General features: G+C 40.3%; 11 protein-coding genes. 7 read left to right on the top strand and 4 right to left on the bottom strand.

From position 1 onward, the window contains the following. Window positions 1-169: 169 nt before the first annotated feature. From GSQ19_RS16555 to GSQ19_RS16545, 3 genes are read right to left on the bottom strand one after another with little or no spacing between them, the layout of a single operon-like run. Window positions 170-847 carry a DevA family ABC transporter ATP-binding protein gene (locus tag GSQ19_RS16555; RefSeq protein WP_011319036.1) on the bottom strand — a complete coding sequence of 226 codons (678 nt, stop codon included), beginning with the start codon at window positions 845-847 and terminating at the stop codon, window positions 170-172. A 28-nt stretch (window positions 848-875) separates the two neighbouring features. Then, entirely contained in the window at window positions 876-2,033 is a 1,158-nt protein-coding gene (gene devC, locus GSQ19_RS16550) for an ABC transporter permease DevC (RefSeq protein WP_011319035.1), read from the bottom strand. Between the two features lie 16 nt (window positions 2,034-2,049). Then, the gene (locus GSQ19_RS16545) at window positions 2,050-3,249 is read right to left on the bottom strand and encodes an ABC exporter membrane fusion protein (protein WP_011319034.1); all 1,200 of its coding nucleotides are present in this window, start codon (window positions 3,247-3,249) and stop codon (window positions 2,050-2,052) included. A gap of 124 nt (window positions 3,250-3,373) precedes the next feature. Between GSQ19_RS16545 and GSQ19_RS16540 the strand changes: the two genes are divergently transcribed. The 7 genes from GSQ19_RS16540 to GSQ19_RS16510 all read left to right on the top strand — a co-directional run bounded on the left by GSQ19_RS16540 (window position 3,374) and on the right by GSQ19_RS16510 (window position 12,300). Continuing rightward, on the top strand, window positions 3,374-3,925 hold the full coding sequence (locus GSQ19_RS16540) for a PadR family transcriptional regulator (RefSeq protein ID WP_011319033.1): 552 nt from the start codon (window positions 3,374-3,376) through the stop codon (window positions 3,923-3,925). 442 nt (window positions 3,926-4,367) lie between these two features. Beyond that, a complete protein-coding gene (locus GSQ19_RS16535) occupies window positions 4,368-4,790 on the top strand; it encodes a hypothetical protein (protein ID WP_011319032.1) in 423 nt (140 codons plus the stop codon). A 96-nt stretch (window positions 4,791-4,886) separates the two neighbouring features. Further along, window positions 4,887-6,983 (top strand): hydantoinase/oxoprolinase family protein, encoded by a 2,097-nt coding sequence (locus GSQ19_RS16530; protein WP_011319031.1) that lies wholly within the window; start codon window positions 4,887-4,889, stop codon window positions 6,981-6,983. A gap of 84 nt (window positions 6,984-7,067) precedes the next feature. Continuing rightward, window positions 7,068-8,624 carry a hydantoinase B/oxoprolinase family protein gene (locus GSQ19_RS16525; protein ID WP_011319030.1) on the top strand — a complete coding sequence of 519 codons (1,557 nt, stop codon included), beginning with the start codon at window positions 7,068-7,070 and terminating at the stop codon, window positions 8,622-8,624. 174 nt (window positions 8,625-8,798) lie between these two features. Beyond that, the gene (gene gor, locus GSQ19_RS16520) at window positions 8,799-10,175 is read left to right on the top strand and encodes a glutathione-disulfide reductase (protein WP_011319029.1); all 1,377 of its coding nucleotides are present in this window, start codon (window positions 8,799-8,801) and stop codon (window positions 10,173-10,175) included. 230 nt (window positions 10,176-10,405) lie between these two features. Beyond that, entirely contained in the window at window positions 10,406-11,059 is a 654-nt protein-coding gene (locus GSQ19_RS16515; protein WP_011319028.1) for a YqiA/YcfP family alpha/beta fold hydrolase, read from the top strand. Window positions 11,060-11,157: 98 nt separating this feature from the next. Next, window positions 11,158-12,300 carry a histidinol-phosphate transaminase gene (locus tag GSQ19_RS16510; protein ID WP_011319027.1) on the top strand — a complete coding sequence of 381 codons (1,143 nt, stop codon included), beginning with the start codon at window positions 11,158-11,160 and terminating at the stop codon, window positions 12,298-12,300. A gap of 54 nt (window positions 12,301-12,354) precedes the next feature. Here the strand turns inward: GSQ19_RS16510 and GSQ19_RS16505 are convergent, their stop codons facing one another. Beyond that, window positions 12,355-12,894, bottom strand: a complete 540-nt coding sequence (locus GSQ19_RS16505; RefSeq protein WP_011319026.1) for a hypothetical protein — start codon at window positions 12,892-12,894, stop codon at window positions 12,355-12,357. Window positions 12,895-13,394 lie beyond the last annotated feature (500 nt).

Here is a 13,394-nt window from a genome sequence, read left to right as displayed (position 1 = left end):
TGTTGAGATATTGGCAAGCTACTTAAGTTTGTCTAACTAAGCAAGAGAAATTTATCAATAAATCATCAAGCAGGGTTTAAGACGATGTTAAGTGATGGGTAATTGGTAATTATTCCAATAAGCTATGGCGCATTTAAATTACATATTCAGTTGCATAGTTTTTTGACTTTTAATTTTGATGCAAATAACCGTCCTCCATGTGAATAATGCGATCGGCAATATCTAAAATGCGATTATCATGAGTGACTAGCAAGATTGTGCAACCCTGTTCTTTAGCTAATTTCTGCATTAAATTGACGACATCTCGCCCGGATTTACTATCTAAAGCGGCTGTGGGTTCATCGGCTAATACTAGTTTAGGGTGATGTACTAAAGCACGCGCGATCGCTACTCTTTGTTTTTGCCCACCTGAGAGATCATCTGGATAATAATTGAGTTTTTCTCCTAAACCTACAGTTGTTAGCATTTCTGCTGCTTTTGTGGTTGCTGCACGAAAGGAAATACTCTGGTTCATTTCAAATGGCATTTGTACATTCTGTTGGGCTGTGAGAAATCCCAGAAGGTTATGGGCTTGAAATATATAACCAATGTTACGCCGCACTTCTACCATTTCATTTTTAGTAGCACCAGATAGCTCTTTACCTAATATTTCCAGGCTTCCTGATTGTACAGAACGCAAACTACCAATGAGTGTGAGTAGAGTAGTTTTCCCTGAACCAGAGGGGCCAGTCATGATGACAATTTCCCCTGGTTGAATTGTTAAATTGATATCAAAAAGTATCTGCTTTTTGAGTGAACCTTCACCATAATAATGATTGAGATGAGAAATAGCAATGGCAGGTAACATAATAATTCATAATTAACTATATTGGTGTTTAGAAAATATCAGCCGGATCAGCAGCTTGTAATTTTCTGATGGCTAGTGAGGCAGAAATTGAACACATCAAAGTTGTGATCATAAATATAAATACTGCCCGATCTAGTGTCATCATGATGGGGAGGAGTGTTGCTTGGCGCGTAATCATATACAAACCTTGGGAAATGGCAATGCCAGGAATAAAGCCAATAGCGGCTAAAATCAAAGCTTCTTGAAAAACAATTATGAGTAAGTAGCGATTTTTGAAGCCTATAGCTTTTAATGTTGCGTATTCTGGTAGGTGATCAGAAACATCACTATAGAGAATTTGATAAACAATAACTGCACCTACCATGAAGCCAATTATTGCACCTAACGTAAATGTAAAACCTACGGGTGTGCTACTGTTCCAATAGCTTCTTTCTTGGTTGGCAAACTCTTGTTTTGTTAAAATATTTATATCATCAGGAAGATTAGCTTTTAAGTTAGCTAATACCCAATTTATATTTGCTCCTGGTTCTAACTTAATCAAACCTAAGTCAATTAGTCCTGGTTGCCGTCTTTGATTAAAGAGGCGAAAAAAATTCACATCGCTAGTGATGAGGTTGCCATTAATGCCAAAGGAAGTTCCTAATTTAAATAAGCCAACAGTTTTAATTTGACGATTATTAATTTCTGTGGTGAAAGTGCCACGAGTTTGAAATTTGGGAACAATTTGACCAAATTCTTTGCGAGAACCTAAATCAAACAGCACAGTATCAGGTTCTCTTAATTTAGTTAAATTCTCTTGTACACCAGCTAAATTAAGTACTTTTTCTTCAGGATTAAAAGCAATAACATAAATATTACAAGTTTCTTGATTGTCAGGGTTTTTCCAAGGAAGAGGATCGACATAGATGGGACTGACTGATTGCACGCCAGTAAAACCCATTGCTTGATAAAGTCTGCGTTGGGAAAAACGCTGCTGTGAAAATAAGGATTTGTAACGACTACTCACCAGCACAATCTCACCTTCCAAGCTGTTGTGTAGTTGCACAGCACCATCAAACAAAGCCTCGCGGATACCAAGTTGTAAAAACATCAGCACATCTGCAAAAGCAATACCGGCGATCGCTACTAACATCCGTGCCTTTTCCCGCGATAATTGCAACCATGCTAAAGGAATTTTTCTTTTCATAGTTAGTTGTTGGTTTTCAATTTAAGGCGATCGCTACTTTGACTTTGGAGTTAGTTAAACCTGTGACTCGCTGGCTAGATTCGGGGTTGAGGCGGATTTTGACTTCTACTACTCGTGCATCGATATCGGCGGCTGGATCGGTGTTGAGTACGTCTTTTTTGGCAATTAGTAAGCCAATATCCTCGACGGTTCCTGTCAATTCTCCGGGTAGGTTGAGTTGAGTTACAGTTGCGCGTTGTCCAACTTTGACGCGGTTGATATCAACTTCATACACTTCTGCAACTACATACATTTGATTAGTCTGTCCGATTTCCACAATACCTTTGTCACTGACTACTTCCCCAGCTAAGGTATGAGTTTTCAGGATTTGACCAGCTTTAGGCGACTTTACATAAGTCAAGTCTAAATTAGCTTGGGCTTCTTGAACTGCGGCTTTGGCACTTTCTACTTCTGCTTGTGCTGCTTGCACATCTGTAGGACGCACCTCTGCAATTCGGTTTAAGGTGGCTTTTGCTTGTCTAAGTCTTTCTTGCACAGTTTCTGATGTTTGGCTGCGGTTGGCTAAGGCTTCCCGTAAACTTTCCTCGGTGGTTTCTAGAGTTAGTTTTTTACTATCTCTCATAGATACAGAAACCGCGCCATCTGCTTGCAGCGATTGATAGCGCTGATATTCAACTTGAGCATTTCTCACTTCTGCTTCTAAGCGTCTCACCGTCGCCACTCTGGCTGCAACTTCTTGGCGTAGTTCTGCTGCTAATTCTGCAATTATGGCTTGTTGAGCAGCAATTTCTCCCTGTTTGGCTCCAGCTTTTACCTGTGCTAGTTGCGATTGTGCAACTGCAACTTGTTGTTTGGCTCTATTTAAAGCCGCTAGTCGAGTATCACGGTTATCTAGGATAGCAATTATTTGTCCCTTGTTGATGCGATCGCCTTGTTTTACCAACAATTCTGCTATGCGGTTACTACCAGCAGTCTGGGAAACTGACACCTGTACAACTTCACCTTGGGGTTCTATCCTCCCTAAAGCAGTAATAGCCTTGATTGGAGGACGCTGATCAATTACCAATGGGGTAACTTCTTTCCCCGAATTTCCTAAGCCAGAGGCTAAATACAGCGAACCAGCTGCGCTTGCTAACGCTATGGCAACTATACCGAAAATGAGCTTTCTATTAGGATAACTGAGATTCCTAAATCGGTCTGGATAGAGGTTTTGCATAAGTCATTGCCTAGATGTTGGCAGATTTACTGTATACAACATTTTATATTTACAAAGTTTTATTCAACTTGTTGTGTACAAGTTCTAGTGTACACTTAAGAAAATATCTGTCAAGTAGTTTTTTATGGGTTTATCGCAAGCAATCCTGACCTGTTTAATTGACGCACCCCACAGTGGTTATGATCTTTCTAAAGTTTTCAGCGAGTCTGTAGGTTATTTTTGGCAAGCTTCCCAGCAACAAATCTACAGAGAACTGGGTAAATTGGAGTCTACTGGTTTAATTGTGTCCGAGGTGATTCCCCGTGAAGGTCGCCTGGATAAAAAAGTGTACTCGATCACCGAACAGGGAAAGCAGCACCTGATTGAGTGGATGCACAAACCCAGCGAACCTGATGTAGTCAGAGAAGATTTGTTAGTCAAAATTTTTTCCGGTGGTCTAGTACCAGTCAATCTGCTGATAGAAGATGTCATACGTCATCGCCGAATCCATTTAGAAAAATTACTTACTTATGGAGAGATTCAGAATGGGAAATGTCCTTACCCGAAAGAACTAAATAAGGATGAAAAATTGAAAAATTTAGTCTTAAAAGCAGGAATTAAATATGAGCAAGCTTGGATAGAGTGGTGTGATGATGCACTTGAAGTTTTAAAAAATCTATCGGAAGCAGGAAGATGATTATGCTGAATATTTAATATTGATAAAATAAAACGCCAAAAGTGAAAAATCCCAGGGTTATCCTCGTGAACCACAGTTTTATTTTCAAATTAAAAATTATAGAAAATCAAATTCTATTTTTTGTTAATAGGTAAGGGATAATTGGTAAATGTCATCCCTATTACCCATTACCAAAAACTCCACCCCCAAAAGAATGGACTTTTTTATTCTGATAATTATGTCTAAAAAATTAGTGAGAGATACTTGATTTATATCAATTATTCGTCAAGAATGAAATCAGCCTCTAGAAAATAGTAGGCCATCTTGGTAATAACCTAACCTTATCCAATGTCCGTAGTCCGCGCAAGCGGACTTTATTTATATCAGCTATTATGTCCCAATATTTCAAAAATTAAGTATGAATTCTACATATTCTATTTTTAATCAATAGGTATTACTAAAAATGGGTAACTTAGATAAAAAGAGAATAGAGACAGTTTTATTTATCACTACTTCTTCTATTAGCGGCGCTACAACTTCAGCCATACCAAGTCCTGGTGGAGAAATACCCAAGCAATTCATCTTAACTGCTTCTGATATTCTCATGTATACCAGCATTTGGAAGATTTATTTTGAAGAAGACTTATCAAGCAAATCACTGTTAGGAATACTGGTAGACTTAGGTTTAGTTACTGTTGGTGCAATAGGAACAGCTTATATAGTTAGCAAAGCCAGCACAGCAATTATCAAAGAAATTACCAACTGGACTGGGCCATTGGGATGGGGGGTGACAGCTGCGATCGCTGGTTCCCTAAGTGGTATATTTGGTGTAGCCTGGGCATTACACTGCGATCGCCTGTATTCTGAAAGAAAGCAACGTGCCTAATTTAAGGTTATGTACTATAAGCCATCAAAAACAGCATAAAGACTTCTTTTTAACACACCTAATGGTTATCATACAAATATCCGCATAAATAGGGAAATGTTAAAAGTATTTGCTGACCGGGGTGGTACATTCACAGATATTGTTGCTGTTACCCATAATCCAGAGATCGTAGAGAGATTATCAAAGTCAAACGAACGTTTTTTGATTGTTCCTCTACCTAATCAAGAATGGATAATAGTATATAAATTACTCTCCGAAAATCCTGAGCAATATCAAGACGCAGTTATCCAGGGTATCCGAGATATTATAGGGCTTGCGGATAATCAACCCATTCCTGATGCAGCAATAGAAGTAGTTAAAATGGGAACAACAGTAGCAACAAATGCGCTGTTGGAACGAAAAGGAGATAGGGTTGTCCTACTGATTACCAAAGGATTTAAAGATGCGTTAAGAATCGGCTATCAAAATCGTCCGAATATTTTCGCTCGGCAAATTATTTTACCGACAATGCTTTATGAACAGGTAGTGGAAGTAGAGGAACGCTATGATGCCCAAGGCAAGGAATTAACACCTGTCAATATTGTACAATTAAAAGAAGATTTACAAGCAGTTTACCATACAGGAATTCGTAGTTGTGCCATTGTTTTGATGCACAGCGATCGCTACCCTACTCACGAACGACAAGTAGCCGAAATTGCCCAAGAAATTGGCTTTACTCAAATCTCCATTTCCCACCAAGTTAGTCCCTTAATGAAGTTGGTAAGTCGAGGAGATACAACAGTAGTTGATGCTTATTTAACTCCGATTCTGCGGCGCTATGTCAACCAAGTATCTAGTCAGTTACCTCATATCAGATTAATGTTTATGAAATCTGATGGCGGTTTAACTGATGCTGATAAATTTCAGGGAAAAGATAGTATTTTAAGCGGCCCGGCTGGCGGTATAGTTGGGGCAATTCAAACTAGTAAAAGAGCAGGCTTTGATTTAGTAATCACCTTTGATATGGGGGGTACAAGTACAGATGTTGCCCATTTTAAAGGTGAGTATGAACGTCAATTAGACTCAGAAATTGCTGGCGCACGAATGCGAGTTCCCGTATTAGCAATTAACACAATTGCTGCTGGCGGCGGTTCAATTTTATTTTTTGATGGTTCTAGTTACCGAGTCGGGCCAGAATCGGCTGGTTCAAATCCGGGGCCTGCTTGTTATCGGCGTGGTGGGAATTTGGCTGTCACAGATGCCAATGTAATGTTAGGTAAAATTCACCCGCAATATTTCCCTTCTGTGTTTGGAAATAATGGCAATTTACCTTTAGATAAAGATATTGTCATTGAAAAATTTACTCAACTAGCTCAAGATATTGCATCCATTACAGGAAATCATCGTACACCAGAACAAGTAGCGGCTGGATTTATCGCCATAGCAGTAGAAAATATGGCAAATGCGATTAAAAAAATCAGTTTGCAACGCGGTTATGATGTTACTGATTATGTTCTTTGCTGTTTCGGTGGCGCAGGCGCACAAGTTGCTTGTTTAATTGCTGATACATTAGGTATGAAAAAGATATTCCTTCATCCTTATGCTGGAGTACTTTCCGCTTATGGTATGGGATTAGCTGATATCCGTGCTACCAGAGTCGCAGGGGTAGAACAACCTCTAACTGAAGAATTAATCCCTCAATTATTGCCGTTGATGGAGTTTTTAGAAATTCAAGCCAAAAATGAATTTAGCAATGAGCAAACAACTAATGAAGAGATAATAATAAAAAAATTAAATTTAAAATATGCAGGAACCAACTCTACTTTGACAGTAGCCTTTTCCTCAAATGTGACGACAATGAAACAAGAATTTGAGATAGAACATAAATCTCGTTATGGTTTCATCCAGTCAGCCAAAAGCCTAATTGTTGAATCTCTGTCAGTAGAAGTAATTCAAAAAATAAATACTCCTGACGAACCATTAATTACTCGTACTCGTCCGATAGATGCAGCACCCAAATCTGTGGAAACAGTCCAAATGTTTACAGCAGATCAATGGAATGATACACCCGTTTACCGCCGAGAAGATTTACAGCCAGAAGATAATATTAGCGGCCCTGCTATCATCATCGAAAAAATTAGCACGATTGTAGTTGAACCTAGTTGGCAGGCAAGATTAAATAAACACAATCATTTGATTTTACAACGATTTTAAAAAAGAGATTAGAGTCTAGAAACTGGTATTTATTACTCAGCATTCATTACTTTCTTGGAAACTGCTATTTTTAAAAATCCAAAAATGCGCATAACATCTCAGCCAGATCCAGTCCGCTTAGAAATATTCAAAAATCTCTATCAATTTATCGCTGAACAAATGGGAATTGTTCTGCAAAATACTGCCACATCAGTCAATATTAAAGAAAGACTGGATTTCTCCTGCGCCATTTTCGATTCCTCTGGATTATTAGTTGCAAATGCTCCTCATATTCCTGTACATTTGGGGTCAATGAGTGAAAGCGTCCGCAGTTTAATTAATGATAAAAGCGACACCATAAAACCGGGGAATGTCTATTTATCCAATAATCCCTATAACGGCGGAACTCACCTCCCAGATGTCACAGCCATTACCCCCGTATTTCCAGAAACTAAAGAAAATCACCTCACACCATTATTTTTCGTTGCTTCTCGCGGACACCAAGCTGATATCGGTGGTATTACTCCCGGTTCCATGCCTCCTCACAGTACTACAGTAGAAGAAGAAGGAATTCTTTTTGATAATTTTCTCTTAGTGGAAGCCGGAAATTTTCAGGAAAGCCAAGTAAGAAACTTACTAGCACATCATATTTATCCTGCTCGTAATCCTGACCAAAATATCGCTGATTTTAAAGCACAAATCGCCGCCAATGAAAGGGGAGTTCAAGAACTACATAAAATGGTGGCTCAATATGGATTGGCAACAGTCCAAGCATATATGAAATTTGTCCAAGATAATGCTGAAGAATCAGTGAGACGAGCAATTGATGTTCTCAAAGATGGCTCGTTTATGTATGAAATGGATGGCGGCGCTAAAATCCAAGTTAAAGTAACTATAAATAGGGAAACCCGTAGTGCAGAAATTGATTTTACAGGCACATCTGAGCAATTAAATAGTAACTTCAATGCTCCCAAAGCCGTCACCCAAGCAGCAGTTTTATATGTCTTTCGGACGCTGGTTGATGATAACATTCCTCTCAATGCGGGGTGTCTCAAACCTTTAGAAATTATCATTCCCGAAGGATGTATGTTAAACCCCACTTACCCAGGTGCAGTAGTAGCAGGTAATGTGGAAACCTCCCAAACCATTGTTGATGCTTTATATGGTGCGTTGGGTGTGATGGCCGCTTCTCAAGGAACCATGAATAATTTTACCTTTGGGAGCGATCGCTATCAATATTATGAAACCATTTGCGGCGGTTCCGGCGCAGGTTCTAACTTTGATGGTACAGACGCAGTTCATACCCACATGACTAATTCCCTCCTCACTGACCCAGAAGTATTAGAAACCCGCTATCCTGTACTCGTGGAAAGCTTTAGTCTGCGTTCCCACAGTGGAGGTAAGGGAAAATACTCCGGTGGTAATGGAGTAGTGCGCCGCATCCGTTTCTTAGAACCTATGACAGCGAATATTCTTTCTGGACATCGCTTAGTTCCTCCCTTTGGTTTAAATGGTGGAGAAGCCGGACAAGTAGGACGCAACTGGATAGAACGCCACGATGGAACCCAAGAAACTTTAGATAGTACCGCGACAGTAGAGATGAATCCGGGGGATGTCTTTGTCATAGAAACCCCTGGCGGTGGCGGATTTGGTTCAAAATGAAAGGTAATAGCAGAAAAATTGTTGACTGTTGACAACTGTACGGGCGGGTTTACAGATATCCTGACTCTTGGACGATGATCTTCATAAACCCGCCCCTACTGACCAATGACAACTGACAACTGACTAATAACAACTGTTACATTAAAATATCAGCAAATAGTATGTTAGGTTATTATGACTTTTGATTATGATTTGTTTGTCATCGGTGCTGGTTCAGGTGGTTTAGCTGCTTCTAAACGAGCCGCTAGCTACGGGGCAAAAGTAGCGATCGCCGAAAATGATTTAGTGGGTGGAACCTGTGTAATTCGGGGTTGTGTACCCAAAAAACTCATGGTTTATGGTTCTCACTTTCCCGCGTTGTTCGAGGATGCCGCAGGCTATGGTTGGCAAGTTGGTAAGGCAGAATTAAATTGGGAACATTTCATCACATCTATAGATAAGGAAGTCCGGCGATTATCCCAACTGCACATCAGCTTTTTAGAAAAAGCCGGGGTAGAACTGATATCCGGTCGTGCTACTTTGGTAGACACCCACACAGTAGAAGTAGGCGATCGCAAATATACCGCCGATAAAATTTTAATTGCCGTTGGTGGTCGTCCCCTCAAGCCAGAGTTACCAGGAATGGAATATGGCATCACCTCCAATGAAATCTTTCACCTAAAAACCCAACCAAAACACATCGCTATTATCGGTTCTGGTTACATCGGCACGGAATTTGCCGGAATCATGCGTGGTTTAGGTTCAGAAGTCACCCAAATTACCAGAGGCGACAAAATTCTCAAAGGTTTTGATGAAGACATCCGTACCGAAATTCAAGATGGCATGACAAATCACGGTATTCGGATTATCCCAAATACCGTAGTCACAGCAGTTGAACAAGTCCCAGACGGTTTGAAAATAAATCTATCTGGAGACCAAGAACCAATTATTGCCGATGTATTTTTAGTAGCCACAGGGCGGGTTCCCAATGTAGATGGTTTAGGTTTGGAAAATGCTGGTGTTGATGTTGTTGCCAGTTCCGTAGAGGGGCCAGGATACAGCACCATGAACGCCATTGCCGTCAATGAATACAGCCAAACCAGTCAACCCAATATCTATGCTGTTGGTGATGTCACAGACCGCTTAAACCTCACTCCCGTAGCCATTGGGGAAGGTCGCGCCTTCGCCGATAGTGAATTTGGTAACAACCGCCGAGAATTTAGCCACGAAACTGTACCAACTGCGGTATTCTCCAACCCACAAGCCTCCACAGTCGGGCTAACAGAAACTCAAGCGCGGGAAAAACTCGGTGATGAAGGAGTCACAATATACCGCACCCGCTTCCGTCCTATGTATCACAGTTTCACAGGCAAACAAGAGCGCATCATGATGAAATTAGTGGTTGATACCAACACCGATAAAGTTTTAGGCGCGCACATGGTGGGTGAAAATGCTGCTGAAATTATCCAAGGTGTAGCGATCGCTGTCAAAATGGGTGCAACCAAAAAAGACTTTGATGCCACCGTCGGTATTCATCCCTCCGCCGCCGAGGAGTTTGTTACTATGCGATGAAGATGCAGAAGGGCAGGGGAGGCAGGGGAAGCAGGGAAAGCAAAGAAGAATGGCATTGCATAAATGCGGGATGAATTGAGACTTTTATACACAGCAAAATATTGATTCTTTGCGCCTTTGCGCCTACTCTGCGAGAACGCCTGGCGGCGAATGCGTGAGATAAAAATCATCCCCTCAATCAGCAACGCCAGAAGAATCACAATGGACTATTGACAACTGACCCATGACCAATGACCCAATACATCTACCTCCACGGTTTTGCTTCTAGCCCTCAATCTGCTAAAGCACAAGATATTCGTCAGCGTTTTGCCCAAATTCACACACAGCTAACAATCCCTGATCTCAATGCTGGTGAATTTTCCCAGTTAACAATCACGCGCCAGATTCAGCAAATAGCAGCGACTTTCCCTGATGATTCTGTACCAATAACGCTAATTGGTTCCAGTTTAGGTGGTTTAACTGCTGCTCATCTGGGACAGCGATATTTACAAGTACAACGCTTAGTTTTATTAGCGCCAGCATTTGGTTTTTTATCCCATTGGTTACCCAAAATGGGTGAAGGAGCGGTACAAAGTTGGCAACAAAACGGATATTACCCGGTTTACCATTATGGTGAAGGAACGTCGCTCCCCCTAAGCTACAATTTCGTCACAGATGCGGCTCAATACCAAGAAGACCACATACAACGCCCCATCCCCACCTTGATTTTGCATGGCAAACATGATGAAGTCATTCCCATCACAGCCAGCCGCGATTTTGCTCATTCCCGCCCTTGGGTGGAACTAATAGAACTCGACAGCAACCACGCCTTAGGTAATGTCATGGAAGAAATATGGCAAGCAATTAGCCTATTTTGTCAGTTACCCGAAAGCGGTAAGATATGAACTTGGTCTATAGTCAATAGTCAATAGTCCATAGTTATAAATCAAGATAACTAACTAATGACTAATGACTAATGACCAATGACTAATGACTAAAACTTATGCTTCCTTTTATTCGCTCAGACTTAGCCCAATTCACCGCCTATAAACCCCACCCCAGCAGCGATACAGATGCAGCCGTCCCTGCTCAATTGGATCGGTTGGATACTAATGAAAGCCCCTGTGATTTGCCTCCTGAGTTAAAACAAAAGCTCGCCTGGACTTTTCAGCAGGTCATTGAAAGCAATCGTTATCCGGACGGCGGACATGAAGAACTTAAAGATGCGATCGCTCAATATGTTAACGAATCAGCTAATATTTCATCATCACCCATTACCGCCGCTAACATATCTGTCGGTAATGGTTCAGATGAATTAATCCGTTCTCTATTAATTGCTACGTGTTTAGGCGCGCAAGGATCTATTCTAGTTGCTAATCCCACCTTTTCCATGTACGGGATTTTGGCACAAACTTTGGGTATTCCTGTCGTGACAGTATCAAGGAATCCCGAAAATTTTGAAATAGACTTAACAGCAGCTCAATCTGCAATTGAACAAACTCAAAATCCACCCATTCGCGTGGTGTTCGTCGTTCATCCCAATTCCCCAACCGCTAATCCTTTAACTACAAATGAGTTGAGATGGTTAAAAAGTCTCAGTGAGCAAATTTTAGTCGTAGTTGACGAAGCTTACTTCGAGTTTAGCCAAACTACCCTAATTAGCGAATTAGTACAGCGTCCTAATTGGGTAATTTTACGCACATTTTCTAAAGCTTTCCGATTAGCAGCCATGCGCGTGGGCTATTGTGTCGCTCATCCAGAGGCGATCGCTATTTTAGAAAAAGTCCGCTTACCTTACAATCTACCTAGTTTTTCTATTACATCTGCTTTAGTTGCCTTACAAAATCGCGCCATCTTACTAGAATCCATTCCCCAAATACTCAATGAGCGCGCTAAACTCATTACTGCTCTCTCTAAATATCCAGAATTAGCCGTTGCTGAAAGTGCAGCAAACTTTATTTTCTTGCAGCTTAAAACCGATAACAAAAATTCCCCAGACACTGCTTTACTAAATCTTCATCAACAACTCAAAAACTCTGGCACTCTAGTACGCCAGATTAGCGGTGGATTGAGAATTACAATTGGTACACCTGAAGAAAACATCCGCACGCTTAATCATATACAAACGGCCTTAATAAAGGCATAACTCATAGGTCTAGAGGAGACACCAATTACCAATTACCAATTACCAAAGATAAATCTATTCAGTTTCACTGCCCCAACGACGTACCATTCCCGCCGTTTGTGGTAGCACTCCTACTAACAAAGCAAAAGCAACATCGGGTAAATCAGCTACTGTCGTAGGCGGAAAGTATTGCTCGAATTGATCCAGAATCTTCTGCACTCGCTGCTGAGGTACTGGGTTTTCTGTAATTTGTTTAATTAAACGAATCCATTGTCGCCGAATTAAATAAGCTTTTTGGCGTTCTTCATAAGATTCAGGGCTTAACAAAGAAAGATTACCTATGGGTATGACCTTTTGACAATCACAATCATAGTCCCCACCAATCGCTGCCCCTGGACCCGCAAATTCTGCATGGTAGCGCTTAAATAATATTAATCCGTTCCGTCTCCGACTATTGACGATAAAAACTTCTCCACTGTGCAGAAGTGTCAGAACGTCCGAGCTATGTGATTGCTCAGTCCCATCTAGCATGACAAAATCGTCAAGGCAACTTGTGTCAGGGTAGTAAGTTGATACCATAGTAATCTGATAGCGCTGGAGTTTTTCGCTATCCATGTTTTTGCAAACTTTTTAATAACTGAGTTGTGTGGACAACTTAAAGTGGATATTTATGGTTAAAAACCACTTCAGTTTTTATTGCTTCTTAGTAGTATAAATTGGCTGTTCAATTTAACTAAGATACAAATATATTAATGCAAATCATTAATTAAGTAACCACATTGTATGTGAATTAATCAACATTGTCTCTAAAATATGTGTAATTTATTTAAAGTTTTGATAAAGTCCAATATATTTAATGATAAGTTATTGTAAGGATTCAAAAGTTTCTATAAGGTAGTTCTACTGATATTGCTATTTATTCAAATATTGATATTTCAGAATATTTATATTTGCCAATATTATAGCAAATTAACGTTTTATGTGAAGATGGAATATTCATATTATATTTCTTAGTCGAAATAGTATAAAGCTAATCAAAAAACTGAAAGAGTATTATTTCCACAGAAAAGTTAGTACAACTTCATTTAAGACCATCCTCACACAACGATTCATAG

The organism is Trichormus variabilis 0441 (assembly GCF_009856605.1).
GTDB classification, from domain to species: domain Bacteria; phylum Cyanobacteriota; class Cyanobacteriia; order Cyanobacteriales; family Nostocaceae; genus Trichormus; species Trichormus variabilis.
The sequence above is the reverse complement of the archived record's forward strand: the minus strand, read 5'-3'. Positions and strand labels throughout refer to the sequence as shown.

Bases quoted from the DNA above. Each gene is read 5' to 3' on its own strand.
- GSQ19_RS16530 (WP_011319031.1), top strand. From the start codon at position 4,887: ATGTTAAAAGTATTTGCTGACCGGGGTGGTACATTCACAGATATTGTT.
- GSQ19_RS16545 (WP_011319034.1), bottom strand. From the start codon at position 3,249: ATGCAAAACCTCTATCCAGACCGATTTAGGAATCTCAGTTATCCTAAT.
- gor (WP_011319029.1), top strand. From the start codon at position 8,799: ATGACTTTTGATTATGATTTGTTTGTCATCGGTGCTGGTTCAGGTGGT.
- GSQ19_RS16505 (WP_011319026.1), bottom strand. From the start codon at position 12,894: ATGGATAGCGAAAAACTCCAGCGCTATCAGATTACTATGGTATCAACT.
- GSQ19_RS16510 (WP_011319027.1), top strand. From the start codon at position 11,158: ATGCTTCCTTTTATTCGCTCAGACTTAGCCCAATTCACCGCCTATAAA.
- devC (WP_011319035.1), bottom strand. From the start codon at position 2,033: ATGAAAAGAAAAATTCCTTTAGCATGGTTGCAATTATCGCGGGAAAAG.
- GSQ19_RS16535 (WP_011319032.1), top strand. From the start codon at position 4,368: ATGGGTAACTTAGATAAAAAGAGAATAGAGACAGTTTTATTTATCACT.
- GSQ19_RS16555 (WP_011319036.1), bottom strand. From the start codon at position 847: ATGTTACCTGCCATTGCTATTTCTCATCTCAATCATTATTATGGTGAA.
- GSQ19_RS16540 (WP_011319033.1), top strand. From the start codon at position 3,374: ATGGGTTTATCGCAAGCAATCCTGACCTGTTTAATTGACGCACCCCAC.
- GSQ19_RS16525 (WP_011319030.1), top strand. From the start codon at position 7,068: ATGCGCATAACATCTCAGCCAGATCCAGTCCGCTTAGAAATATTCAAA.
- GSQ19_RS16515 (WP_011319028.1), top strand. From the start codon at position 10,406: ATGACCCAATACATCTACCTCCACGGTTTTGCTTCTAGCCCTCAATCT.